Origin of the sequence: Corynebacterium macclintockiae (assembly GCF_027570165.1) — a bacterium.
Taxonomy (GTDB): Bacteria; Actinomycetota; Actinomycetes; order Mycobacteriales; family Mycobacteriaceae; genus Corynebacterium; species Corynebacterium macclintockiae.
The window spans coordinates 52,203-77,986 of sequence record NZ_JAKMUV010000004.1 but is presented as its reverse complement, the minus strand read 5'-3'; the positions used below and the strand labels follow the sequence as shown (position 1 = coordinate 77,986).

Annotated in this window: 23 protein-coding genes; 19 read left to right on the top strand and 4 right to left on the bottom strand. The window is 63.8% G+C overall.

Going from position 1 to position 25,784, the window contains the following annotated elements; genetic code table 11:
* Window positions 1-180 precede the first annotated feature (180 nt).
* The 3 genes from groL to ppk2 all read left to right on the top strand — a co-directional run bounded on the left by groL (window position 181) and on the right by ppk2 (window position 3,252).
* Window positions 181-1,824, top strand: coding sequence for a chaperonin GroEL (gene groL / locus L8U58_RS05185; RefSeq protein WP_034981764.1), 1,644 nt, complete (start codon window positions 181-183; stop codon window positions 1,822-1,824).
* A 266-nt stretch (window positions 1,825-2,090) separates the two neighbouring features.
* Window positions 2,091-2,216 (top strand): PorACj family cell wall channel-forming small protein, encoded by a 126-nt coding sequence (locus tag L8U58_RS05180; protein WP_269954841.1) that lies wholly within the window; start codon window positions 2,091-2,093, stop codon window positions 2,214-2,216.
* Window positions 2,217-2,361: 145 nt separating this feature from the next.
* Window positions 2,362-3,252, top strand: coding sequence for a polyphosphate kinase 2 (gene ppk2, locus L8U58_RS05175; protein ID WP_034969158.1), 891 nt, complete (start codon window positions 2,362-2,364; stop codon window positions 3,250-3,252).
* On the opposite strand, the gene L8U58_RS05170 is transcribed toward ppk2, so the two are convergent.
* The 3 genes from L8U58_RS05170 to L8U58_RS05160 are packed head-to-tail and all read right to left on the bottom strand — an operon-like array spanning window position 3,249 to window position 7,949.
* The gene (locus L8U58_RS05170; protein WP_269954840.1) at window positions 3,249-7,151 is read right to left on the bottom strand and encodes a Pls/PosA family non-ribosomal peptide synthetase; all 3,903 of its coding nucleotides are present in this window, start codon (window positions 7,149-7,151) and stop codon (window positions 3,249-3,251) included. The genes ppk2 and L8U58_RS05170 overlap by 4 nt on opposite strands.
* A 7-nt stretch (window positions 7,152-7,158) precedes the next feature.
* Window positions 7,159-7,605: a MarR family winged helix-turn-helix transcriptional regulator gene (locus tag L8U58_RS05165; RefSeq protein ID WP_034992478.1), complete on the bottom strand. Its 447-nt coding sequence runs from the start codon at window positions 7,603-7,605 to the stop codon at window positions 7,159-7,161.
* A 32-nt stretch (window positions 7,606-7,637) separates the two neighbouring features.
* A complete protein-coding gene (locus L8U58_RS05160; RefSeq protein ID WP_034974896.1) occupies window positions 7,638-7,949 on the bottom strand; it encodes a rhodanese-like domain-containing protein in 312 nt (103 codons plus the stop codon).
* Window positions 7,950-8,048: 99 nt separating this feature from the next.
* Here L8U58_RS05160 and L8U58_RS05155 point away from each other — a divergent pair, with 99 nt between their 5' ends.
* Complete coding sequence (locus L8U58_RS05155; protein ID WP_269954839.1) at window positions 8,049-10,448, top strand: HAD-IC family P-type ATPase; 2,400 nt, start codon at window positions 8,049-8,051, stop codon at window positions 10,446-10,448.
* A 12-nt stretch (window positions 10,449-10,460) separates the two neighbouring features.
* Here the strand turns inward: L8U58_RS05155 and L8U58_RS05150 are convergent, their stop codons facing one another.
* A complete protein-coding gene (locus L8U58_RS05150; protein WP_034969150.1) occupies window positions 10,461-10,943 on the bottom strand; it encodes an inorganic diphosphatase in 483 nt (160 codons plus the stop codon).
* Window positions 10,944-10,989: 46 nt separating this feature from the next.
* On the opposite strand from L8U58_RS05150, the gene dacB reads away from it, so the two are divergent.
* The 15 genes from dacB to L8U58_RS05075 all read left to right on the top strand — a co-directional run bounded on the left by dacB (window position 10,990) and on the right by L8U58_RS05075 (window position 25,759).
* Complete coding sequence (gene dacB, locus L8U58_RS05145; protein WP_269954838.1) at window positions 10,990-12,324, top strand: D-alanyl-D-alanine carboxypeptidase/D-alanyl-D-alanine endopeptidase; 1,335 nt, start codon at window positions 10,990-10,992, stop codon at window positions 12,322-12,324.
* A 38-nt stretch (window positions 12,325-12,362) separates the two neighbouring features.
* Window positions 12,363-13,436: a tRNA lysidine(34) synthetase TilS gene (gene tilS / locus L8U58_RS05140; protein WP_269954837.1), complete on the top strand. Its 1,074-nt coding sequence runs from the start codon at window positions 12,363-12,365 to the stop codon at window positions 13,434-13,436.
* 90 nt (window positions 13,437-13,526) lie between these two features.
* Complete coding sequence (gene hpt, locus L8U58_RS05135) at window positions 13,527-14,108, top strand: hypoxanthine phosphoribosyltransferase (RefSeq protein WP_034969460.1); 582 nt, start codon at window positions 13,527-13,529, stop codon at window positions 14,106-14,108.
* An 87-nt stretch (window positions 14,109-14,195) separates the two neighbouring features.
* Window positions 14,196-16,595, top strand: a complete 2,400-nt coding sequence (gene ftsH, locus L8U58_RS05130; protein WP_269954836.1) for an ATP-dependent zinc metalloprotease FtsH — start codon at window positions 14,196-14,198, stop codon at window positions 16,593-16,595.
* The gene (gene folE / locus L8U58_RS05125; protein ID WP_034981775.1) at window positions 16,595-17,191 is read left to right on the top strand and encodes a GTP cyclohydrolase I FolE; all 597 of its coding nucleotides are present in this window, start codon (window positions 16,595-16,597) and stop codon (window positions 17,189-17,191) included. Before ftsH ends, folE begins: the two co-directional genes overlap by 1 nt.
* Window positions 17,192-17,229: 38 nt before the next feature.
* The gene (gene folP / locus L8U58_RS05120; RefSeq protein ID WP_051892211.1) at window positions 17,230-18,081 is read left to right on the top strand and encodes a dihydropteroate synthase; all 852 of its coding nucleotides are present in this window, start codon (window positions 17,230-17,232) and stop codon (window positions 18,079-18,081) included.
* Window positions 18,074-18,484 carry a dihydroneopterin aldolase gene (locus L8U58_RS05115; RefSeq protein ID WP_035002682.1) on the top strand — a complete coding sequence of 137 codons (411 nt, stop codon included), beginning with the start codon at window positions 18,074-18,076 and terminating at the stop codon, window positions 18,482-18,484. Before folP ends, L8U58_RS05115 begins: the two co-directional genes overlap by 8 nt.
* A complete protein-coding gene (folK, locus tag L8U58_RS05110; protein ID WP_034969137.1) occupies window positions 18,481-19,020 on the top strand; it encodes a 2-amino-4-hydroxy-6-hydroxymethyldihydropteridine diphosphokinase in 540 nt (179 codons plus the stop codon). Before L8U58_RS05115 ends, folK begins: the two co-directional genes overlap by 4 nt.
* A 24-nt stretch (window positions 19,021-19,044) precedes the next feature.
* On the top strand, window positions 19,045-19,536 hold the full coding sequence (locus tag L8U58_RS05105) for a DUF3180 domain-containing protein (protein WP_269954835.1): 492 nt from the start codon (window positions 19,045-19,047) through the stop codon (window positions 19,534-19,536).
* Between the two features lie 10 nt (window positions 19,537-19,546).
* Window positions 19,547-20,728: a DUF6779 domain-containing protein gene (locus L8U58_RS05100; RefSeq protein ID WP_269954834.1), complete on the top strand. Its 1,182-nt coding sequence runs from the start codon at window positions 19,547-19,549 to the stop codon at window positions 20,726-20,728.
* A 53-nt stretch (window positions 20,729-20,781) separates the two neighbouring features.
* Entirely contained in the window at window positions 20,782-21,678 is an 897-nt protein-coding gene (locus L8U58_RS05095) for a Rossmann-like and DUF2520 domain-containing protein (protein WP_034974907.1), read from the top strand.
* Between the two features lie 5 nt (window positions 21,679-21,683).
* Window positions 21,684-22,622, top strand: coding sequence for a pantoate--beta-alanine ligase (panC, locus tag L8U58_RS05090; protein WP_034992460.1), 939 nt, complete (start codon window positions 21,684-21,686; stop codon window positions 22,620-22,622).
* A gap of 4 nt (window positions 22,623-22,626) precedes the next feature.
* Window positions 22,627-23,643 carry an aldose 1-epimerase family protein gene (locus L8U58_RS05085; protein ID WP_269954833.1) on the top strand — a complete coding sequence of 339 codons (1,017 nt, stop codon included), beginning with the start codon at window positions 22,627-22,629 and terminating at the stop codon, window positions 23,641-23,643.
* 123 nt (window positions 23,644-23,766) lie between these two features.
* Window positions 23,767-25,422 (top strand): sodium:solute symporter family protein, encoded by a 1,656-nt coding sequence (locus L8U58_RS05080; RefSeq protein WP_034969128.1) that lies wholly within the window; start codon window positions 23,767-23,769, stop codon window positions 25,420-25,422.
* 37 nt (window positions 25,423-25,459) lie between these two features.
* The gene (locus L8U58_RS05075; protein ID WP_269954832.1) at window positions 25,460-25,759 is read left to right on the top strand and encodes a hypothetical protein; all 300 of its coding nucleotides are present in this window, start codon (window positions 25,460-25,462) and stop codon (window positions 25,757-25,759) included.
* Window positions 25,760-25,784 lie beyond the last annotated feature (25 nt).

The window sequence follows — 25,784 nt, the reverse complement described above, 5'->3', positions numbered from 1 at the left end:
CTTGCAGACGATGGGGGAGAGTGCTAAAAACGGGATTAGCACTTGAACTAAGGGAGTGCCAGAAAATAACCGTCAGATGAAGTGAGGGTGAATGTCGCGACATTCGTTCACCCGTGCCGTCGCGGGCGCTTGATCTGAACCGTATGTGTCGCCAACTCTAACGGAGGATCGAAAAGCCTCATGGCTAAGATGATTGCATTCGACGAAGAAGCACGCCGCGGACTGGAAAAGGGTCTGAACACCCTGGCAGACGCGGTCAAGGTAACCCTCGGCCCGAAGGGACGCAACGTTGTCCTGGAACGCAAGTGGGGCGCCCCGACGATCACCAACGACGGTGTGACGATCGCTCGCGAAATCGAGCTGGAAGACCCCTACGAGAAGATCGGTGCTGAGCTAGTCAAGGAAGTTGCCAAGAAGACCGACGACGTCGCTGGCGACGGCACTACCACCGCCACCGTCCTGGCACAGGCACTGGTGCGCGAGGGTCTGCGCAACGTTGCCGCTGGCTCCAACCCGATGGGCATCAAGCGCGGCATCCAGGCTGGCGTGGAGAAGGTCACGGCAGAGCTGCTGGGCCACGCCAAGGAGATCGAGACTCAGGAGCAGATCGCCGCTACCGCAGGCATCTCCGCTGCTGACGAGAAGATCGGCCAGCTGATCGCCGAGGCTATGTACAAGGTCGGCGACGGCCAGCTGAACAAGGACGGCGTAATCACCGTCGAGGAGTCCAACGCTTTCGGTGTGAACCTCGAGGTCACCGAGGGTATGCGCTTCGACAAGGGCTACATCTCCGGCTACTTCGCCACCGACGTGGAGCGCGGCGAGGCTGTCCTGGAGGATCCGTACATCCTGCTGGTCAGCTCCAAGATCTCCAACGTGAAGGACCTGCTGCCGCTGCTGGAGAAGGTCATGCAGTCCGGCAAGCCGCTGCTGATCGTTGCCGAGGACATCGAGGGCGAGGCTCTGTCCACCCTGGTTGTGAACAAGATCCGTGGCACCTTCAAGTCCGTCGCTGTGAAGGCTCCGGGCTTCGGCGACCGCCGCAAGGCACAGCTGCAGGACATTGCGATCCTGACCGGTGGCCAGGTTATCGCCGAGGAAGTTGGCCTGTCTCTGGAGACCGCTGACCTGCCGATGCTGGGCACCGCCCGCAAGGTCGTTGTGACCAAGGACGACACCACCATCGTTGACGGCGCAGGTTCCGCAGAGCAGCTGGCTGGTCGCATCAAGCAGATCCGCCAGGAGATCGAGAACGCTGACTCTGACTACGACGCAGAGAAGCTGCAGGAGCGCCTGGCTAAGCTGTCCGGCGGCGTTGCAGTGCTGCAGGTCGGCGCCGCTACCGAGGTGGAGCTGAAGGAGCGCAAGCACCGCATCGAGGATGCCGTGCGCAACGCAAAGGCAGCTGCAGAAGAGGGTATCGTCGCCGGCGGCGGCGCAGCCCTGCTGCAGACCGCCAACGTGCTGGACGACAACCTGGGTCTGGAGGGCGACGAGGCTACCGGCGTGCAGATCGTTCGCGCCGCCCTGGCTGCCCCGCTGAAGCAGATCGCCCACAACGCTGGCCTGGAGCCCGGCGTGGTTGTCGACAAGGTTGCCAACCTGCCGGTCGGTGAGGGCCTGAACGCCGCTACTGGCGAGTACGTGGACCTGCTGAACGCTGGTATCTCCGATCCGGTGAAGGTTACCCGTTCCGCTCTGCAGAACGCTGCCTCCATCGCCGCGCTGTTCCTGACGACCGAGGCTGTCGTTGCGGATAAGCCGGAGCCGGAGGCACCAGCAATGCCGGGTGCCGACGAGATGGGCGGCATGGGAGGCTTCTAATCGCCTCTCAGAAATAGCTAAAAATAGCTAGTTTGCCTAGATTTAACCTAGGTAGACAAGGTGTAAAAACAGCCCCTGAGCTGGATCTTTATGAAACTGTTACCCTCTGTCGGGGGATAGGATCACAAAAGGTTCCTCTCAGGGGTTGTGTCTTTTCTTAGATACGCTAGTGTATTCCCCAGACGGCCTAAAGGGGGCGTCACTACCAAAGAAAATTTTTGGGCCCAGGGAACCTGGCGCCCCCAATCTCTTAAGAGGAGAACACAATGATCGAGCAGATTACCGCTATCTTCGGCCAGGTCGGCACCTTCCTGGGTGGCTTCGGCAACATCTTCAAGGGTCTGAAGGATGTTATCGAGACCATCGTTAAGTGGACCGGCGCTGCTAAGTAAGCTTCCGCTTAACTGCTAAAACCCCGGCTTCGGCCGGGGTTTTTTCATGCCCTATTAAGCAACGCTGTATAGCGACGCCGAAAGCACTAGACTGGATGGTGTTAATAGATTCTAATAAGCTTCAGGCGAAGGAGAACCCAGGCACATGGCCGATGAAGAATTCCACATGGTTGATCTGGCCGCTACCGAGGGCTACTTGGTGGACGATTCGGATGAAGACGATCCGGTACTGATCACTCCCGACGGCCACCGGGTAGATACCTGGCGCGACCAGTATCCCTACGACGAGCGCATGAGCCGCGAGGAGTACGAGACCACCAAGCGTGCCCTGCAGATCGAGCTGCTGAAGTTCCAGAACTGGACCAAGGATACTGGCCAGAAGCACATCATCATCTTCGAGGGGCGCGACGCTGCCGGTAAGGGTGGCACCATCAAGCGCTTCAACGAGCACCTGAACCCACGTGGTGCCCGCACCGTGGCTCTGGAGAAGCCCTCCGAGCGCGAGTCGACCTCCTGGTACTTCCAGCGCTACGTCCAGCACTTCCCGTGCGGCGGCGAGATCGTATTCTTCGACCGCTCCTGGTACAACCGCTCCGGCGTGGAGCGCGTAATGGGCTTCTGCACCAACGACCAGCACGCAGAGTTCCTGCGTGAGGTCCCGATGCTGGAGAACATGATCATGGGCTCCGGCATCTCCCTGACGAAGCTGTGGTTCTCCGTCACCCAGAAGGAGCAGCGCACCCGCTTCGCCATCCGCCAGGTGGATCCGGTCCGCCAGTGGAAGCTTTCTCCGATGGACCTGGCCTCCCTGGACAAGTGGGATGACTACACCCGCGCCAAGGAAGAGCAGTTCCGCTACACGGACACCAACGAGTCCCCGTGGATCACCATCAAGTCCAACGACAAGAAGCGCGCCCGCATCAACGCGATGCGCTACGTCCTGTCGAAGTTCGAGTACGCCGACAAGGACCACGAGGTCGTCGGCGAGCCGGATCCGAAGATCGTTAAGCGCGGCCGCGACCAGATCGGCGACTAATCGACGATCTCGATCGGGTTGCCCTGCCACCTCGTGGCGGCGGGCACGTGGTCGCCGCGCATAACTAGGGACGCCGGGCCGACCGTCGCTGCCCGTTCGATTGCTGCGGCGGGCAGAGCCACGCTGTGTGGCCCCATCGTCGCACCGTCACCCAGGGTGACGGTATCCAGGCTCATCACACGGTCCTGGAACAAGTGAGTCTGCACCACACAACCCGGGCCCACGCTGGCGCCCCGGCCAATGCTGACCAGGTCAGCCTCCGGCAGCCAGTAGGAATCCAACCAGGCGCCCCGGCCGATCTTCGCACCCAGGGCACGCAGGAACATGTTCAGACTGCCAGTGCCCATCGTGTGCGCCAGGAACCACGGACCAGCCACAGTTTCCACGAACTGATCCTGCAGCTCGTTCAGCCACACGAATGCTGACCACAGCTCGTGCTCGCCGGCCTTGATGCGCTGCACGCACAGCCACTTCATCAGCACGGTCACCGCCGCGGCCACGAAGCCCGCGCCGACTAGTACCAGACCGGAGACCGCAAAGGCCTGCCAGATGCCCTGGTTCAGCAGCACCCACTGCAGCGCCAGAACAACGCCCGCCGCAATCATGGCGGAGGTCATCGGCGCCAGCAGACGCAGGGTCTCCACGAAGCCACGGGCCACCTTCAGGCCGAAGCCCGGGTTGTAGGTGCGGGACTCGCCACTGGCCTCTACGGCCACGCGGCGCAGGCGCTCTGGCGGGGAGCCCAGCCAGTTGCTGCCAGACTTGGTCTTCTCCGGGGTAGAGGACAGCACGGCCACCAGAGAGTTCTTCTTCAGTGTGCGATCCGGGCCAGCGATGCCGGAGTTGCCCAGGAAGGAGCGCTTGCCCACCTTCGTATTACCGGTGAGCATCCAGCCGCCACCGCCGAGCTCGTAGCCGCCGACCATCGTGTCGTCCGCCAGGAACGCTCCCTCGCGCACCTCGGCGAAGCGCGGCACCATCACGGCCGTCGAGATCTCCGCATCCTTGCCCACCTTGGCGCCCAGGCTGCGGAACCATAGCGGGGTCAGCTGGGCTGCGTACATCGGGAACAGTTGCGTGCGGGCGCTATCCATCAGGCGTTCAATCGCCCACACACGCCAGCCACTGAGGCTGCGCACGGCCACCACGCCCGGCTTCAGGCCTGCCGACAGCAGGCGCACGAACACCCACGTCAGTGCTGTGTACGTGGCGAATGCCACCAGGCCACCGGCTGCGGCGATGGGAAGTGCCAGCAGGGGGGCGTCAGAAGGAACGAGCCACAGCACGAACGCAGCCGCGACGAACAAAGCAACCAGGGGCAGCAACGACATCACGATGGCGCTCAGCGCGTAGAGCCAGAACCACATGGTACGGCGCGGGGCGGCCTGCTCCGGGAAGCGGTTGCGGGCCTTGCCGACCTTCACGGCGGGGGAGCCGGCCCATTGGGAACCGGCCTTGACCTTCTTGGCTCCCGTGACGGCCGACCCCGGCTCGATGTGAGCGCGGGCGCCGATGCGGGCGCCCGGGAACAGGGTGGAGCGGGCGCCGACGGAGGCGTCCTTGCCGATCTCGATGCGGCCGACGTGCAGGACGTCGCCCTCCAACCAGTAGCCGGAAAGATCCACTTCCTGCTCGATGGAGCAGTGCTTGCCCAGGGTCAGCAGGCCGGTAACCGGCGGCAGGGTGTGCATCTGCGCGCCCTTGCCGACCTTCGCGCCCAGCCAGCGGGCATACGTGGTGATCCACGCGGCGCCCGAGACATCGCGTGCGCCGGAGGAATCCGCGATACGCTCCGCCGCCCAAATACGCAGGTGGACCGAACCGCCGCGCTTGTAGTCGCCCTCGCCGATGCCCGCCGTAATCAGGCGGATCAGCAGCGCGGACAGAGGCAGGCGACCCAGCGGAGTGGCGAAGACGATCACCGCGGCGATGACCACTGCCCACGGCACGTCAACGACCCACGGCAGGTCGCCCGCCCAGGAGGAACCGTGGAACAGGATCGCGTTGAACACCAGGATCCACGTGATCCACTGCGCCCCCGCGAGAGTGAGCGCCGGGATCTGGATCAGGGCCTGTGCCAGGCGAGTGCCGATGCCCACCGGCTTCGCGGGCTTCACGTCCTTGGCCTGCGCGGCCTGGCCCGAGCCGCCGTCCTTGGCGCCGGTCTTTTCGCGCATGGAATCGATGTGCTCGGCCAGCGCAGCCAGACGCGAGTGATCATAAAGATCGCGCACGCTGACGGTCGGAACTTCCTGACGCACGCGGCTGATCAGGGTAGCCGCGCCCAGGGAGGTACCGCCGAGGTTGAAGAAGTCCGCATCCGGGCTGGTCACAGCCGTTCCTAGCGCGTCGGCGAACAGTTCCGCCAGCCACTGCTGGGTCGGGTTATCAAAGTCCGCGGTTTCGCTGGAAGGCAGCGGCCACGGCAGGGCCTTCTTGTCCACCTTGCCGGAGGTCGTTACCGGCAGCTCGTCCAGCGCGCACAGGCGTGGGACCATTGCTGCGGGCATCGAGTCGCGTAGTCGCTGCAGCGCCTCCTGCTGGTCGAACTTGTCGGCGTCGCCCTCCGTAGAGACGTAGCCCACCAGCACCTTGTCGCCGCCGCCGGTGGTCTGCACCACGACGGTGGAGCTGCGCACGCCAGGCAGGGCGGACAGCGCCGCGTCTACCTCGCCGAGTTCTATTCGACGCCCACCGATCTTCACCTGGTCGTCGATACGACCGACGAAGTACAGGCCATCTTCCTCCAGGCGTACGTGGTCGCCGGAGCGGTAGGCGCGCTCCCAGCCGAGCTCCGGCATGGGCGCGAACTTTTCTGCGTCCTTTTCCGGATCCAGGTAGCGGGCCAGGCCGACGCCACCGATGATCAGCTCGCCGGTCTCGCCCCAGCCCACCGGCTGGTTGTTCTCATTGACGACTGCCAGATCCCAGCCGCGCAGGGGAGTACCGATGGAAACCGGGCGCACCCCATCCATGGTGGTGCCGCAGGCCACGACGGTGGCCTCGGTCGGACCGTAGGTGTTCCACAGCTCGCGGGAATCAGTGGCCAGACGGGCGGCCAGCTCGGGCGGGCATGCCTCGCCGCCGAAGATCAACAGGCGCACGGCATCCAAGGCCTCGTCCGGCCACAGCCCGGCCAGGGTAGGCACGGTGGACACGGCGGTCACGCTGCGGGAAACCAGCCAGGGGCCCAGGTCCACGCCGGAGCGCACCAGGGCGCGCGGGGCGGGCACCAGACAGGCGCCGTGGCGCCAGGCCAGCCACATTTCCTCGCAGGAAGCGTCGAAGGCTACGGACAGGCCAGCCAGCACGCGGTCGCCCGGAGCCAGGGGCTCGTCCTGCAGGAACATCTCCGCCTCCGCGTCCACGAAAGCGGCCGCGTTGCGGTGTGTAACGGCCACGCCCTTGGGCTTGCCGGTGGAACCCGAGGTGAAGATGATCCACGCGTCGGTCTCTAGGTCGGGGCCGAAAGCCTTGTCGGAGCTTGCCCCAGCGCCGGCCTGCAGGTTGTCGTCGACTACCCGCAGCCCATCGGCACCGTAAATTGCGGCCACGCCGGCCTCGCCGAAGACAAGGGAGGCGCGTTCTTCTGGATCGTCGGCGTCCACAGGTACATAGGCAGCACCGACGGCGAGGGTGGACAGAATAGCGATGTAGAGCGAACGATCACCGCTGGGCATGCGAATGCCGATGCGGTCGCCGCGCCCGAGGCCGCGCTCGTGCAGCCACTGGGCGGTCTCGTTGATCTCATCGAGAAGCTCGGAATAGGTAATAACCCCCTTACCGTCGTCAATGGCGGGGGCTTCAGGGCATGCCGAAGCCGTCGCACGCACAATATCGATGAGCGTGCGAGGCTCCGGTGCCTCACTGGAACGGAGGTACCGGGAAGGGATGTGCACTGTTTGCCTAGGCCTCCTCGCTCGCGATGATGGCCTGGGCCAGCTTGCTCAAGTGCTTCAGCTGCTTTGAGGTGGAATCGTCTAGTGCCTTATCCTCCGCGGCTGCGACCAGCGGGGCAAGGCTGCTGTAGGCCTTGTTGCCCTTCTTAGTCACCGAGATGATCTGGCGACGGCGATCCTTGGGGTCCTTGACCCTCTTAGCGAGGCTGCGCTTTTCCAGAGAGTCGACCAGACGCACCATGTCGGAGCGATCCACTCCGAGGATTTCGCCTAGCGTGGCCTGGCTTGCTGCGTCGCCGTCGACGAGGCAGGCAAGAACCCAGAATTCGCGCAGGTTGAAGCCCGCTTCCGCGAGCGCGGTCTCCACGAAGTCGCGGGTGCGACGACGGAGGCGCTCAAGCTGGAATGAGGGCGAAGACAACAAGTCAGCGGGTAGCGGCATAGATTCGGACATGCCACCAATATAACGCCGACTATGGGGGTTGTCTAATTGTGGGGTTGCCCCACGATGGGAAGGCCTGCGTCGCGCCAGCCGGAGGTGCCATTAGCAACATTGATTGCGTCGATACCGTTCTGCTCCAGCCACTGGCAGGCACGCGCAGAGCGACCGCCGGACAGGCAAATTAGGTAGATGTCTTCGTTCAGATCCAGCTCGCCGTAGCGAGCTTGCAGCTCGGACAGAGGCAGGTTGATGGCGCCTTCGGCGTGCCACTGGTTGTACTCATCCACTTCGCGGATGTCGATCAGCTGCGCGCCAGCAGGAACGTCGGTGGGCTGTACTGTTTCGAATTCACTCATGGTGCCCCATTGTAGGTAAAGGTGGGGGCAACCACAGACGGGGAGTTGAATAACGTGGAGTTAAATAGATAAGCATCCGGCTGTAGCAGTCGGTCGCCCATGAAGGAGGTTGAATTGGTGCATGCCGTCCCCACGCGGGGCCTCACGGCCGCCGAGGTGGCGGAACGCAAGAAACTCGGCCAGGTCAACACACACGGCAAGGGGACCGGTCGGAGTGTAGCGCAGATCTTGCGCGCCAACATCTTCACCCGCGTCAATGCCATCCTCGGCGTGCTGTGCGCGATCGTCCTGTCTACCGGCTCGATCATCAACGCCGCCTTCGGCTTGCTTATCATCGCCAACTCCGCGGTGGGCGTGATCCAGGAGCTGCGCGCCAAGAAAACGCTCGACCAGCTGAGGATCGTCGGCGAATCGGAACCCACCGTCATCCGCGATGGTGAGGAAAAAGCCATTCCGCAGCACGAGGTGGTTCTCGGCGACATCATCAAGCTCCGCTCCGGCGACGAGGTCGTGGTAGACGGCACCGTCGTATCGGGTTCGGTACGCGTCGATGAATCGCAGCTCACCGGCGAGGCCGATGCCATCAGCAAGGGCGAAGGTGATGAGATCCTGTCGGGCTCCATCGTCAACGAGGGCACCGCGATCTTCCGTGCCGACAAGGTCGGCGAGGCGGCCTATGCCGCTCGGCTTGCCTCCCAAGCCAGCGAGTTTTCGCTTACCGATTCAGTGCTCATGAATGGCATCAACAGCATCCTCAAGGTCATTACCTGGCTGTTGATCCCCACCGGCATCCTCACGATTTGGACTCAACTGGTTCGCTCCGACACAGGCCTGCGCGAATCCATCCTTTCCATGGCCGCCGCTATCGTTCCGATGGTGCCGGAGGGACTGGTGCTCATGACCTCCATCGCTTTCGCCGCCGGTGTGATCCGCCTCGGCAAGTACAAAGCCCTGGTCAACGAGCTCGTCGCGATCGAGGGGCTGGCCCGCGTCAACACGGTCTGCACGGACAAAACCGGCACTCTCACTACCAACGAGATGGAGCTGGACTCCATTGTCGGGTCCGATGGCAGCGACGCGGAGGAACTCTGGGCTCGCCACCTCGCCTCTATGTTAGAGGCTCAGGACGACCTCAATGACACCGCTCGCTCGATCGTGACCGGGCTGCGAGCGCGGGGCGTCGAACCCGAGAAGTGGCAGGGCCAAGAAATCCCGTTTAACTCGAGGTACAAATTCTCCGGGTTCGCTAGGTCGGACGCCACAGCGTGGATCATGGGCGCGCCCGATGTGCTCTTGCGCGAGGCAGACCCCGTCGCAGATACAGCCAAGAAGTTGGGGGACGAAGGTCTGCGCATTCTCGTGTTCGGCAAGGTCGCCGGCGACAGTGGTGAACGCTGGGCGGACACCGACAGCCTCAGAATGGACTCCGCCCCTCAGCTGGCCGAGACGGTGCTCGTGGTGTTGCGCCAGCAGCTGCGCTCCGATGCTCGCGAGACTCTCGAGTTCTTTGACAAGCAGCATGTCGACCTCAAGGTGATCTCCGGCGACAACCCGGATTCCGTGGCGGCCGTCGCACGCAAAGCGACCGACCGGGAGCTCGTGGCGGTAGATGCCCGCACTCTTAAGGATCTGGACGATGACGCTTTCGACGCCGAGATCCAGCGCGCAAACGTCTTCGGTCGGGTAAGTCCGGAGCAAAAACAACAGATGGTGGAATCCCTGCACCGACAACACCGCACGGTAGCTATGACCGGCGACGGGGTGAACGACGTGCTGGCTCTGAAGAAAGCCGACATCGGCGTGGCCATGGGGTCGGGTGCGCCGGCGACGCGCAGCGTGGCGCAGCTGGTGCTGCTGACGAACAAATTCTCCGCCCTGCCGCGAGTGGTGGCCGAGGGGCGCCGGGTAATCGGAAACATCGAGCGCGTGGCACACCTGTTCCTGACGAAGACGGTGTACTCGGTGGTGTTGGCGCTGGTGGTTGCGGTGCTGGGTATCTCATTCCCATTCCAGCCGATTCACGTGACGATCACTGGCTGGTTCACCATCGGTATTCCGGCGTTTGTGCTGTCGCTGGCTCCCAATACGGAGCGACCACGCGAAGGATTCGTCAAGCGGGTGCTGTCCCTGGCGCTGCCTTCCGGCGTGCTCATAGGTGGAATCTGCGTGGCGATGTGGATCATCATCTACCCCGGGGCCGATGTGCCGGAGATGCAAAGGCGCCAGGCAGGCACGGCCGTGCTGCTGGCGCTGATCATTATGGGCCTGTGGGTGCTGAGCATTGTGGCGCGGCCGCTGAACTGGTGGAAGGTACTTCTGCTGGCCTGCTGCGTGGGCGGATATGTGGTGATTTTCCTGGTGCCACCGCTACGCGAACTGTTGATGTTGTACCCAGGGAACCGCCACCTGATGATCGTGGGGTTGGCGGTGGGCGCGGGCGGGGCGGCGCTTATTGAGATCGTGCACCAGATCGCCGCCCGACGGCAAAGAGCCCTTTGAAGAGCCCTTTAACTAGCCCTGGTAGCGGTCGATGGCTTCCTGCAGGATGCGCTCGGCCTCTGCCTTGTTGCCCCAACCGGAGCCGTTAACTTCCTTGCCCGGCTCCAGGTCCTTGTAGTGGACGAAGAAGTGCTCGATCTCGTTCTTGGTGAACTGGTCGATGTCCTCGATGTCCTGGAACTGTTCGAAGCGAACGTCATCCAGTACGCACAGCAGCTTGTCGTCGCCGCCGGCCTCGTCGGTCATCTTGAACACACCAACCGGGCGAGCCTTGACGATCACGCCGGGGAATACTGGCTCCGGCAGAATCACCAGGGCGTCCAACGGGTCGCCGTCCTCGCCCAGGGTGTGGTCGATGAAGCCGTAGTCGGCCGGGTAAGCCATCGGGGTGAACAGGTAGCGGTCCAGGTAGACCTTGCCGGACTCGTGGTCTACCTCGTACTTGTTGCGGGAGCCCTTCGGGATTTCAATGGTTACTTCGATGTTTTTACTCATGCGCACCATTCTAACCGAGCGCCGTTTTTCGGCTAGGGTGAAGCAAGTGAGTAAGCAGAAGTCCCTGAAAGTGTGGCTGTGGAGCATCCTGGCCTTCGTGGTCGTGGTCGCCGCCGTGGTGGGGGCTGCCTTGGTGTGGGCGATGAATGGCCGCTACGAGGTGCAGGCCGCTGACCAGCTCGCGCAGCCCGCCCCGGTGATGCACGCGCCTGAGGGGGACGTGCCCGATGTTGAGGCCGCGGTGCGCCGCGCCGCTGCGGATCCGGCGCTCGGCATGCTGTCTGCCTCTGTCACCGACGCGAAGACCGGCGAGGTGCTGTGGACCAAGGACGAGAACCGGAAACTTACCCCGGCTTCTGCCACCAAGCTGGTTACTGCTGCTGCCGCGCTGCTGGCGCTAGACGGTGACGCTACGTGGAAGACCGAGGTCCTGCAGGATCCTTCCGACCCCGGCACGCTGTATCTGCGCAGCGATGGCGATGTCACTCTTTCCCGCGACGGCAATGGCTTCTTTCACGACGCTGCCTCGATCGCCACGCTGGCCGAGGACGTAAAGAAGGAGCTGGGGGGCCAGTCCGTCAACAAGATTGTCGTGGACAACTCCATTCGTTCCGAAGACCTTTTCAACAAGTCGTGGGATCGCGCGGATATCGATGGCGGCAACGTCGCAAACCTCGATGCGGTGATGTTGGACTCCGGCCGGCTCAACCCTGGGGAGTCCTATTCTGCCCGCTCCCACACCCCGGGCGAGGATGTGGGGCGCGCCCTAGCCGATGCGCTCGGCGCTGATGCGGAGGTCGCTGTTTCTTCGGAAATGACGCCAGATCTCAGCAACCAAAGCCCCATTGCACAGGTCGAGTCTGCACCGCTGAAGGTTCGCCTGCGCGACATGCTGGTGCACAGCGACAACATGCTGGCCGAGGCCGTTGGCCGGGAGATTGCTAAGGCGAAAGGCGCACCACAGACTTTTGAGGGCGCCACGAAGGCGACTCTGGACGTGCTGAAGGAACACGGCATCGATACCGAGGACGCGGTGCTTTTCGACAACTCAGGTATGAGCGACAAGAACCGCCTGACCGCCCACGAACTGGATGCCCTGCTGGCCAATGAGCAGCTGCGGCCTTTGCTGGACATGCTGCCGGTCTCCAGCGTGGAGGGAACCCTAGCGGAGCGCTACGGCGCCGGTTCGGGGGCGGAAGAATCTGCGGGCTGGGTGCGCGCCAAGACGGGCACCCTGTCTGGGGTTAATGCTCTGGCGGGCACCGTCATGACCTCCTCCGGGCGTTCCCTCACTTTCGCCTTCCTGTCCAACGACTCTTCGCCGGACGCCGCCCGCCCGGCGCTGGATCGGCTGGCCGATGCGGTGCGCTCCGCAAAGTAGTAGCCGAGCAGAGTAGCAACCCAACCGAGTAGCAGCCAATGAGTGTGCAGTCGCAGATCCGAGCCTGGCTGCAGGCACTGGATAACAGCGAAGCGGACACAGCACGGGTGGGCGCAGCACGGGCAGGCGCGACCCGGGCGGGGCAGGTACGCGCCGGGGCAGTAGTGGGGCTATCCGGCGGCGCGGACTCATTGGCGCTCGTCCATGGGCTGCTGCGCTGCGGAGTACCCGTGCACGCAGTGGTGGTTGACCACCAGCTGCAGGCGGGCTCGGTGCAGGTGGCGGCGGAAGCTGCGGCCACCGCACGCTCGCTGGGGGCGACAGCAGAAATCCGCACCGTTGAGGTCGCAGGGGCGGGCGAAGGCCCGGCGCGTGAAGCTCGCTACCGCGCCCTGGGCAAGGCTGCCGCCGGGCGGCCTCTGTTGGTCGCCCATACTGCGGACGACGATGCCGAAGGGCTGCTTATTGGGCTGACCCGCGGATCCGGCGCGGAGGCCATCGCCGGGATGCGCGGTGTACACACCGACCACGTCGCCGTGGCTGCGGGGGCGGCCTGGCTCGGTCGGCCACTACTGCGCTGCACGCGGGCGGATACGGAAGCGGAATGCCTCAACGCGGGGCTTTCCTGGTGGGAGGACCCGCACAATTCCAGCGATGCTTACCTGCGCAGCCGCATTCGCACCCAGGTGCTGCCATATCTGCAGGATCAACTCGGGGTACATATCGGCTCTAACATGGCGCGCACCGCGCGGATGCTGCGGGAAGATGTCGAGCTACTGGACGAGCTCGCGGCACGGGGGCTGGCTGTGGCGGAGCAGGGGGCGTCATTAAAATGCGCCGAACTTCAACAACAACCAGCGGCACTACGGCGCAGAATCGTTAAGCAATGGCTGGCCGAACGCACCGGACCGCTCACCAGCGCGCACCTGCACGCCATAGACGCGCTGGTCGTGGCATGGAAAGGACAGGGAGGTGCGGCGGTACCCTGGCCGCAGGGCTCGCCTACAATTGGCGAGGTAACCGCCCAGGCGAACACCGACCTGCGGCGCACGCATCGACTAGTGGTGCAGCGCCGCGACGGGTATCTGCAGCTAGCGACTGTCCCCAGGTAGTAGCTGCGCGCTAGAATGCCAGGCAGGCATAAACGGCGGAGAAAACCGACGGAAACCACAGCGAAACAACACGACGAGACGAGGTCGATGATGCACAGCGAAAAGAACTTCAATGTCCCGGAAAACCCCTACGGCGACGACTTGGAAAGTGTCCTCATCGACGAGGAAACCCTGCACGCCCGTATTAAGGAGCTGGCGCAGGCGACCGCCGATCGTTTCCGTGACGAAGAGGACGACCTCATCCTGATCTGCGTGTTGAAGGGTGCGGTGTTCTTCATCACCGACTTCGCGCGAGCGCTGGACATTCCTACGCAACTCGAGTTCATGGCAGTGAGCTCCTACGGCAACTCCACCAGCTCTTCCGGTGTGGTGCGCATCCTGAAGGACCTGGACCGCGACATCGAGGGGCGCAACGTTGTGATTGTCGAGGACATCATCGACTCTGGCCTGACCCTGTCCTGGCTGCTGAAGAACTTGCGCAACCGCAACCCGAAGTCGCTGTCCGTCGTCACGCTGCTGCGCAAGCCCGACGCACAGAAGGTGCAGATCGACCTGGCCGACGTTGGTTTCGATATTCCCAACGAGTTCGTCGTCGGCTATGGTTTGGACTTTGCGGAGCGCTACCGCGACCTGCCCTACGTCGGCACCCTGCACCCGAGCGTCTACCAGTAAAAACCCAGCCCACAAGCCTCTGCCCATAGGTACGAGCCCATAGGCACGAGCCGCTCGGCATTTGAGACCAACAACACTCTAGGAAATATGGACAAGAAGAAGGTACTGAGGATCGCGGGTATTGTCGCCGTGATCCTCATCGCGATCTATGCGTTCGGTGTTTTAACTGATGACGCCCGCGGCTACGACGAGGTCGAGACCTCGGTAGCCATGAAGCAGCTGGATGACAAGAACGTCAAGGAAGCTCAGATCAACGATCGTGAGCAACAAGTGCAGCTGAAGCTGAAGCGCTCGATCGAGGTCGATGGCAAGAAGGACATCGAGCAGGTCATCGCGAAGTACCCCGGCCGGGCGGCACCCGAGATCTTCGACGCGGTGAAGAAGTCCGAGGCGGAGAAGTTCAACACAAAGGTCACCGAGGATAGCTTCCTGGGCAGCCTGCTGGTGATGCTGCTGCCGATGCTGCTGATCTTCGGCCTGCTGATGTTCATGTTGTCCCGCATGCAGGGTGGCAGTGGCATGGGCGCCTTCGGCTTTGGCAAGTCCACCGCCAAGCAGCTGAACAAGGACAATCCGGACACCACCTTCGACGATGTCGCCGGTGCGGATGAGGCAGTGGAGGAGCTGGATGAGATCCGCGACTTCCTGACCGACCCCACCCGCTACGAGGCCCTGGGTGCGAAAATTCCGCGTGGCGTGCTGCTGTACGGTCCGCCCGGTACCGGTAAGACTCTGCTGGCCCGCGCCGTGGCGGGCGAGGCCGGAGTGCCGTTCTTCACGATCTCCGGTTCCGACTTCGTGGAGATGTTCGTCGGCGTGGGTGCCTCCCGTGTGCGCGACCTGTTCAAGCAGGCGAAGGAGAACTCGCCGTGCATCATCTTCGTGGACGAGATTGACGCGGTCGGCCGCCAGCGTGGCGCCGGCATGGGCGGCGGCCACGACGAGCGCGAGCAGACCCTGAACCAGTTGTTGGTGGAGATGGATGGTTTCGGCGACCGTGACGGTGTGATCCTCATGGCCGCCACCAACCGCCCGGACATTCTGGATCCGGCGCTGCTGCGCCCGGGTCGTTTCGACCGTCAGATCCCGGTGACTAACCCGGATCTGGCAGGCCGCGAGCAGATCCTGAACGTACACGCCAAGAACAAGCCACTGGCCAAGGATGTGGACCTGAAGTCACTGGCCAAGCGCACCGCGGGCATGTCCGGTGCGGACCTGGAGAACGTACTGAACGAGGCCGCACTGCTGACCGCCCGCGTGGAAGGCAACGTGATTACCGCCGACGCGCTGGAGGAGGCCACCGACCGCGTAGTGGGTGGCCCGCGCCGCAGCTCGAAGATCATCTCGGAGCACGAAAAGAAGGTCACCGCCTACCACGAGGGTGGCCACACGCTGGCTGCCTGGGCGATGAAGGACATCGACCGTGTGTACAAGGTGACGATCCTGGCGCGCGGCCGCACCGGCGGCCACGCCATGACCGCGCCCGAGGACGACAAGGGCATGTACAACCGCTCCGAGCTGTTCGCCCGACTGGTGTTCGCCATGGGTGGCCGTGCCGCCGAGGAGCTGGTGTTCGGCAACCCGACCACGGGTGCTTCGGCTGACATCGAGATGGCCACGAACATCGCGCGCGCGATGGTGGTGGAGTACGGCATGAGCCCCGTCGTGGGCGCCGTGAAGTACGGCCAAGACGAAGGTGACCCGTTCGTCGGCCGAGGTGGCCAGGGCGGAAACCAGCCTTCCCAAAACGTTGCGAACCAGATCGATGATCAGGTGCGCATGCTGATGAACAAGGCCCAGCAGGTGGCGTACGAGGTATTGCGCGAGAACCGCGATTACCTGGACACCCTGGCCTCGAAGCTGCTGGAGAAGGAGACTCTGCGGCGCCCGGATCTGGAGGCCATCTTCGAGGGCATCGAGACCCGCGAGGTATCGGATATCTTCCCGATGCAGGATCTGGATCGCCCGTGCGATCACCGCGAGCCTGTGAAGACTCCCGTGGAGCTGGCCCGCGAGCGCGGCGAGGAGCCACCGGAGAGGACCAACTTCTTCTCCGCCGCTCGTCGTGCACGTATGGAAAAGCGCAAGGCGCAGAACGAACAGCGCCAGGCCGAGCGCCTGCAGCAGGGACAGCAGCAGTTCCCGCAGACTGGTCGACACAGCCAGCCGGATCCGCAGGCACAGCCGGGTCACCCGGTGCCTCCGGAGGAGGAGCGTGGCTTCCAGCTGCCCGATCATGAGAAGCCGGATTACCAGCAGGCCAAGCAGCAGGCGCAGGGCCAGCAGGGCCAGCAGGGCCAGCAGGGCCAGCAGGATCAGCAGGGCCAGCAGGCTCCGCAAGAGCAAGCACCGGTCCGCTACGAGCGCGGCGAGATGCCGAAACAGTCCTTCCCCTGGGAGAAGGACTGGCAGCAAGACTGGAAGCAAGACAAGAGCGGTCGTAGCGACAACGAGTCGGGCGGCCAGCACAGGCAGGAAGACTTTTAGTGAACACCCCACAGCAGCCGCTCGACTCCGGTTCCTTCGACCAGGAGCGGGCAGAGGCGGCCATTCGTGAACTGCTTCTCGCCATCGGGGAGGATCCCGACCGCGAGGGGCTGAAGGAAACTCCGGCTCGCGTAGCGCGCGCCTACCGCGAAACCTGTTCCGGGCTGTACGAAGACCCCACCGAAGTGCTGAACAAGACGTTTAGCGAGGATCACCGGGAGCTGGTGCTCGTCCGCGACATCACCTTCTACTCCATGTGCGAGCACCACCTGGTGCCCTTCTTCGGCAAAGCGCACATCGGCTACATCCCAGGCGAGTCCGGCAAGGTCACCGGTCTGTCCAAGCTGGCGCGACTGATCGACGGGCTGGCGAAGCGTCCGCAGGTTCAAGAGCGCCTGACCTCCCAGGTCGCCGACGCGCTGGTGGAGAAGCTGGATCCCTCTGCCGTGATTGTCGTGTTGGAAGCCGAGCACCTGTGCATGGCCATGCGCGGCATTCGCAAGCCCGGCGCCAACACGGTGACTTCAGCGGTACGCGGTGGCTTCCAGAAGAACTCGGCCTCTCGCGCAGAAGCGATGGCGCTGATCCGGCCGTGACGGACGCACAGCTCACCGGGCCACAGCGGACGCTGGTCATGGGCATCCTCAACGTCACCGAGGATTCCTTCTCTGACGGCGGAGCCTACCCCAGCACCGAAGCCGCGCTGGCCCACGCGGAGGCCATGATCGCCGACGGTGCGGACATCATCGACGTCGGCGGAGAATCCACCCGCCCGGGTGCGACCCGCGTGGATCCGGCCGTTGAAGCCGCCCGCGTCACCCCAGTCATCGAGGAGCTATCCCGTCGGGGAATCGCCACCAGCATCGACACGATGCGGGCTTCGACGGCGCGGGCCGCGTGGAAAGCGGGCGTCACTTATCTCAACGACGTCTCCGGCGGTCTGGCAGACCCCGACATGCTCCCGCTGGCTGCGGAATCCGGACTGCCGATCATCCTCATGCATTGGAACAAGGGAAAAGCCGCTGAGTTCGCCGGTGCCGAGGGCTACCACGACCACGGTGAGGATATCGTCGGCCACGTCATCCGCTGGCTAGAGCAGCGGATCGAGGCGGCGGAGGCGGTAGGCGTCCAGAAGAAACAGATCTACCTAGACCCCGGCATCGGTTTTGCGAAGACCCCGCAGGAAAACTGGCAGCTGCTTGGCGCGACCGAACGGCTGGTGCAGATGGGGTATCCGGTGCTGATCGGCACGTCGCGCAAACGCTTTCTGACTGCGCTGCGTCCGGCCAGCGACGGCCAGCCCGGAACCCCGGAATCGGCGGACGATGCGACGGCCGCTACCTCCGCGCTGGCAGCGGCAGTTGGCGCCTGGGCGGTGCGGGTGCATAAGGTAGCTCCGACACGGGCTGCCGTCGACGTGGCATACGCAATGGCCACCGGACGCGGCCCCGACATCGACGAGCATTGGAGGGCACGACGTGGCTGACCGCATCGAGCTCATCGGCGTGGAGGCATTCGGCCACCACGGCGTGTTTTCGCAGGAGAAAGACGCAGGCCAGAAGTTCATCGTAGACATGGTGGTGTGGACGGATTTCCGGGCCGCCGCCGATTCCGATGCGCTGGAAGACACGATTAACTACGTGCAGTTGGCCGACATTGCGGTCAACGCCGTCGAAGGCAAGGGTGCACAGGGCACGCAGGGTGCGCATGGCCAGCAGAGCCAGCCACAGAGCCACGACCTGATCGAAACGCTGGCCTCTCGCATCGCCGACGAGATCGCAGAGCTCGGCGGGGTCTACGCCGTCGAGGTGACAGTGCACAAGCCGGAAGCGCCGATCGCCCACCCGTTCGCCGACGTGCGCGTGGTGGCTAGGAGGTCCAAGCGATGATCACCGTATTCCTCGGGATTGGATCGAACATGCCGGGCGACGTCGGCAGCCCCACCGCGCAGATCGAGCGCGCCTACGAGCTGCTGGCCATGCACCCGGCTATCGAGATCGTGGAGAAGTCGCGGATCTTCGCGACCCCGCCGTGGGGTGGGGTCGAGCAGCAGGAGTTCCGCAATTCCGTCGTGGCTGTGCGCACGTCGCTGGACCCACTGGCGCTGCTGCACCACTGCCAATTTGCCGAGGCCGTGGCTGGTCGGGTGCGCGAGGTCCGGTGGGGCCCGCGGACGGTCGATGTCGATATTCTTTTTGGTTTTGACGCCCAGTCCCAGCCCCTCCAATCCCAGGGCAAGTGGGGGTTTGAGCTGGTCATTCCGCACCCCTACGCTCACGAGCGGGCATTTGTGTTGGTGCCCCTGAGCGACCTGCAGTTGGCTCGCGAACCCTGGTGTACCTTGGGCGGACGAGGCATCATGGAATGGCTGGACGAGGTCGATCCGGCGGAGCGGAAAGCCATCGTCCCGGCTGGCGAAGGATAGGGACGAAGGATAGGAAGGCAACCAATGAGCCCGCTGAAGCGCACGAAGATTTCGGCGATCGCTGCGGCAGCGGTTGTGTGCGCCCTCATCGGGTGGGTGAGTGTGCTGAGTTTCTACGGCAGCATGCCCCCGATCAAGACCACCGGTTCGGTCCTGCTGTGGCTGTTCGCCATCGTGTGCGCGGCAGCCGGATGGGTGATTCGCAAGCGGATTGGCGACAACGGGGTGGGGATGGATCGCTCGCAGATTCAGCCGACGACGGTAACCCAGTGGCTGGCGTTGGGGCAGGCCACTGCGTGGGCTGGTGCGGTGTTCCTCGGGCTGTTCGCCGGGGCGGGGTTGTACATCGTGCCGAACGCGGGGCGCCTTATGGCCGCAGAGGCTGATCTGCCGGGCGTGATCTCTGGCGTTTTAGGGTCTTTGGCCGCCGTGGTGGCGGGAATCTGGCTGGAGCGCAGTTGCGAAGCGCCACCGCCGGATGCGCCATTCACAGCTAATGGCCTTGACGTTGGGTAGTGTGTTGATCATGAGCTTCCAGCAGTCTCCTAAGCCACAGCAGTCTCACCAGCCGCAGTCGCAGCCTTTCGATGGGCATCAGGACATGGATGCCCAGGGTTATGAGGATCGATACGAAGGCCAGGGGGCGGACTTTAACGGCTCGCCGGTTGCTGCGAACGAACCCTCCGGGTTCTCCCGCTTCCTGATGTTTGGCCTGGTGGTGCTGGCTCTTTTGGCTAGCGTGCTGATGCTTTTCATGGATTCCGATGGCTGGCTGAAGGTCGCGGTGATCGCTGCACTGTGGGCGGCGTTCTTCGGCGTAGTGCTGGTTCTGCGTTACTCGGGTGCGCTGAAGCTCGCACGCGAGCAGGCGGAGAACCAGGAGAGCTACTACCAGTCCCAACTGGAGCACGAGCGCGCACAGCTGGACAAGCGCGAGGCGGATGCAAAGGCGAAGTACGCTGCCGAGGCGAAGCAGGCGCAGGATCAGCGCGATAAGCACCTGGACGAGCTACGTGCGGAGTTGGCGCACATGCGCCAGCAGCTGGCGGCGCTGACCGGCCAGAGCTTCGACGAAGGCGAGCAGCGCGCCGTGCGCGCAACCGCCGAGCGCGTGCACGAGTTGGGGCAGGGCAGTGGTCACGGTAGCCAGCAGGGTGTGCGCACTCAGGAGGCAGCGCGCGCCGGGCAGAACGCTCGCGCGCAGCAGGCTCAGCAGGCACAGCAGGCTCAGCGCGCCCAGCAGGCTCAACAGGCACAGCAGGCTCAACAGGCACAGCAGGCTCAGCAGGCACAGTCGCGCCAGGGGCAGCACCGCAACAAGCCGAAGTTCAACACCGGCACTTTCGCTGCGGTGAAGTGGGGTGGCCAGGATTCCGAGGAAACCTCCCAGCTGCCGCTGGTTGTGGATACCACGGCCATGAATGAGGCTAAGCATGCAGACGCCAAGCACGCTGGAACCAATGGAGCAGCGGCCAAGAACACCGAGTCACAGAGCCCCCAGCCTGCCCCCGCCCAGAAGCGCCGCGCGCAGATGCCCAGCGCCGAGGCTGTGCGCTCCGGCCGCACCCACACCGCCAACCCGGCTTCCCAGGCAGCGGGTCAGGATCCGCAGGCCGGGGAGCCGGAGGCGCCCCACGGTCGCCGTCGCGCCGATGAAAAGGAAGACGGCCTCACCGTCGCCGAGCTGATGAAGCGTTTCCAGAAGTAACCCCCTTCCTAAAGAGCTCTTTCAAAGCGACTACCCAGAGACACCTACGCATAATGGGGATGGATATCCAACAACCGCGCCTGTCCGTCGGCATTATCTCTGCCGGGGCAGTGGGGGTGGCCCTTGCAGAGGCCTTCGGACGCGCCGGCCATCACGTACATGGCGTGTACGTGCATTCGGCACGTTCGGAAAAGTTGGCGTCAAAAAGAATCCCGAACATCCCACAGACCAGCCTGAGCAGCACCGCACAGGCCGCGCTGGTTGTGCTGGCGGTGCCGGATCCGAAGCTGCCCGATGTGATCGAGAAGGTGGCGCAGCACACGCGCGATGGGCAGATCGTCGCGCACGTATCCGGTGCGTTCGGCTGCGATATTCTGCAGCCGATTACCGATACCGGCGCGCTACCACTGGCGCTGCACCCAGCGATGACCTTCACAGGAACGCCGGCAGACAGCGAACGGCTGGATGGATGCGCATGGGGCGTGACCAGCGATTCCGAGGCCGGTGACGTGGTGGCGCAGACGCTGGTGGCCAGCCTGGGCGGAGTGCCCGTGGCCATCCCGGAACATCACCGGGCGGCCTATCACGCAGCCATGGCGCATGCGGCGAACCACCTGGTGACTTTGCTGACAGATGCGCAGGAGATCCTTGACCGCGTGGTCGACGCGCCGGGGGAGAGCCCCGACAGTGCCCTGCTGTTGCGCCGCATCGCCCACGCCGCGGTGGATAATGCGCTGGACAAGCGTATGGATGGGCTCACCGGACCCGTTGCTCGGGACGATGCGGCCGCAGTGATGCGCCACCTGGCCGCGCTGCGGGAGCTAGGAGACTCGGCCGAAGAAGCCACCGGCCACGGCCAGTCCAGCGATGCCGCCTACACGGCGATGGCCCGCCGCACCGCGCTAAAGGCAGGGGCTATTGAGGTCGAAAGGCTGCTAGATCTAGAGTAAGAACCATGACGTTCACACCTGGCCAGGCAGAGGTTTTCACCGAAATCAAGGCGATCGGGCAGCTGACCCGCGCGATGCGTAAAGCGGGTCGTCCCGTGGTGCTGGTGCCCACGATGGGCGCGCTGCACGAAGGTCACCTGTCGCTGGTGCAGGCCGCGCAGCAGATCCCGGGCGCGCTGGTCGTGGTCAGTATCTTCGTGAACCCTCTGCAGTTCGCGGAAGGCGAGGATCTGGATGCCTACCCGCGCACTCTGGATGCGGACGTGGAAAAGCTGAAGGCCGCGGGCGTGGACGCCGTCTTCGCCCCCAGCCCGCGCGAGATGTACCCCAACGGTCCGCGCACGACGATCCACCCGGGCGAGGCCGGCCGCATCCTGGAAGGCGCCCACCGCCCGACCCACTTCGCGGGCGTACTGACGGTCGTGAACAAGCTTTTCACCATCACTCATTGCGACCATGCCTTCTTCGGCGAAAAGGATTACCAGCAGCTGTTGCTGATCCAGCAGATGGTTACGGACTTGAACATGGAGGTGCAGGTCCACGGTGTGCCGATCGTGCGCGAGGCCGACGGCCTGGCGAAGTCCTCCCGCAACGTTTACCTGTCCGAGGAGGAGCGCGAGCTCGCCCTCACCCTGTCCGCCGCCCTGACCGCCGGTGCCTTCGTCGCCGAGCAGGGCCCTGCGGCGGTTCTGCAGACCGCCGGATCTATTCTGGACGCCGCCTCCGGCGTGGACGTCGACTATCTTGAGCTGCGCGGTACGGACCTTTCCGACTGCCCGGAGGACGGCGAGGCGCGTCTGCTGGTGGCGGCGCGCGTGGGGACCACGCGCCTGATCGACAACGTGGGCGTGCCGCTGGGCACCGGCTTCAAGGGGCTGGATGAGGGCAGCGCAGGCGCCAACGGCGGTGAGGGCAGCGCAGCCCCCGAAAACTCAGGTGAGTAGAACAATGAGCGACGAACTAGACACCCTGAAGCGCCACTCTCACCCCTTCGTGGAGCTCTCCGCGGGGGAGTATCGCGCCAGCATCTCCACCTTCGGCGGTGGACTGCGCAGTCTGGAATACTCCGGCAAGCCCCTGGTGGTTTCCTACCCAGAGGGTGCCTACCCGCCATTGTCCTCCGGCATCGTCCTGGCGCCGTGGCCGAACCGCACCGCCGACGGGGTCTTCGCCCACGACGGCGTGCTGCACCGGTTGGACATTACGGAGCCGGCCCGTGCTACGGCGATCCACGGATTCGTGGGTCAGATGGCCTGGCACGTCGCCGACCAGGGCGAGGACTTCGTGGCCCTGGAGCTGTCTACTGGCCTGCGCCAGGGGTGGCCGTGGCCGCTGTACATGCGGGTGACGTGGGCTCTTGACGCGAATGAGGGGCTGCGCGCCACCTTCGCCGTCCGCAACACGGGCGATGCTTCCTGCCCCTTCGGACTGGGGTGGCACCCATACCTGAGCGCCCTGGGAGCTCCGCTGGACGATTGTGTGCTACACCTTTCCGCCGATGCCAACCTGCCGCTGGACTCGGTGCGTAACCTGCCCGCCGGCCCGGAGATTCCGGCTTGCTGGGTGCTCCCGGATCTGGAAACCGGCCAGCGGATGGCCGGGGTGTGGCTGGACCACTGCTTCGGCCCGATGCCGGAGGGCCATAGGTCGTTCGGCTGCCTTGGCTCGGCAATTAAGGCTTCTGACGCTGCCGACGGTTATGCCGACGCACGCCTGATCAACCCGGACGGCGAGGGCGTGCGCCTATGGGCGGGGGAGGGCTTTGAGTGGTTCCAGGTGTTCACTGCCGACCCGGCTCGCCGCGAGGGCTACCCCGGCGTGGGCCGAGCCCTAGCCGTCGAGCCGATGACGTGCCCGCCGGACGCTCTACGCTCCGGTAAAAACCTTATTCGCCTGGATGCGGGCGAGCAGTACAGCTTCGAATGCGGGATTTCTTTTGCGTCGTGTGAAAAAGATTTCCTTTAGCACACCTATCGGCGTTAGAATCGGGAATGTATAAAATATCCAATAGTTCTCGTCGCCGGTAGTTGAGAATAACGATGATTGGTGCCAGGGACGGGGACGCGACGTTCCTGGAGGTTCACAGCTATGACAGCTGAAGGACTACGTTTGGACGCGAGCTGGGTAGATTACGCGCTGGTCGCGCTATACTTCGCTTTCGTCCTAGGCATCGGTTGGGCAGCTAAGTCCAAGGTGTCCAGCTCAATTGACTTCTTCCTCTCCGGCCGCTCCCTACCCGCGTGGGTGACGGGCCTGGCCTTCATCTCCGCCAACCTGGGCGCCGTTGAAATCGTGGGCCACTCGGCCAACGGCGTGCAGTACGGATTCGAGACCATGCACTACTTCTGGATCGGCGCGATCCCGGCCATGGTCTTCCTCGGCATCGTGATGATGCCCTTCTACTACGGCTCCAAGGTGCGTTCCGTGCCGGAGTTCATGCAGCGCCGCTTCGGCAACGGTGCGCACCTGGTCAACGGCATTTCCTTCGCCGTCGCCCAGCTGCTGATCGCCGGCGTGAACCTGCTGCTGCTGGCTAAGGTCGTTAACTCCCTGCTGGGCTGGCCGCTGTGGGTCACCCTGGTTGTCGCCGCAGCGATCGTGCTGTCCTACATCACCTTGGGTGGCCTGTCCGCCGCCATCTACAACGAGGTGCTGCAGTTCTTCGTGATTATTGCTGCCCTGCTGCCGCTGACCATGATCGGCCTGCACCAGGTCGGCGGTTGGTCTGGCCTGCAGGAAAAGGTTGCGGATTCCTCGCACTTCCACACGTGGCCGGGCACCGAGATCTCGGGCTTCGAAAACCCGATCGTCTCGGCGATTGGCTTGGTCTTCGGCCTGGGCTTCGTGCTGTCCTTCGGCTACTGGACCACCAACTTCGTGGAGGTGCAGCGCTCCATGGCAGCCGACTCGCTGTCCGCCGCGCGTAAGACCCCGATCATCGGTGCATTCCCGAAGATGTTCATCCCCTTCCTGGTGGTCATCCCTGGCATGGTCGCCGGTGCGACGGTCACCCCGATCATGGATGGTTCGGCGGAACCGAATGATGCGATCCTGTACCTGATGCGCGATCTGCTGCCGAACGGCCTGTTGGGCGTGGCTATCGCTGGTCTCCTGGCTGCGTTCATGGCCGGTATGGCGGCGAACATCTCGGCGTTCAACACCGTGTTTTCCTTCGACATCTGGCAGTCCTACATTGTTAAGGATCGCGACGACGAGTACTACCTGAAGGTCGGCCGCGTGGCCACCGTCGGCGCCACCGTCATTGCCGTGTTCACCGCTCTGTTGGCCTCCAACTTCGGCAATGTCATGGACTACCTGCAGACGCTGTTCGGCTTCTTCAACGCGCCGCTGTTCGCCACCTTCATCTTGGGTATGTTCTGGAAGCGTATGACGCCCACCGCAGGTTGGGTCGGCCTGGTTTCCGGTACGGGTGTCGCGATTGCCTACTGGGTTGTAGCGACCTTCGGCAGCACCGACGCTGGCTTCTTCAACCTGCCGGGACAGGGCACGGCCTTCGTCGCTGCCTCCCTGGCCTTCGTCACGGACATTGTGGTCTCCGTCCTGGTTTCCTTGGTCACTAAGCCAAAGCCGGACGAGGAGCTGGTGGGCTTCGTCAAGTCCGTCACCCCGAAGGAGAACCTCACGGACGCCGCAGAGGCCACCCTGCCGTGGTACCGCCGCACCGTCCCGCTGGGCATTCTGTGCCTGGTTCTGGTGACTGTCCTCAACATCGTGTTCGCCTAAGCGCAGTTAAGATTCCAGAAAGGAGTGAACGGACACAATGGCTAACAACACCGAAGCAAAGGTCTCTAAGACCTCCAAGCGTTCCCACATGGCCGGCGCTTTCGACATCCGCAACGTCATCGGCGCCCTCATGGGCCTGTACGGACTAGTGCTCTTGATCAGCTACTTCCTGCTTGATCCGGGTATGGATGTGACCACCGGCGAGCCGAAGAATGAAACGTATAACCTGGTGTGCGGGCTTGCCATGGTCGCCGTGGCGGCGGTCTTCTTGCTGTGGACCAAACTGGATCCCATCAAGATCGACGAATCTGCCGCACAAGACGTTCAAGCTGAGTAACACACACTCGAGAACTACATGCTAG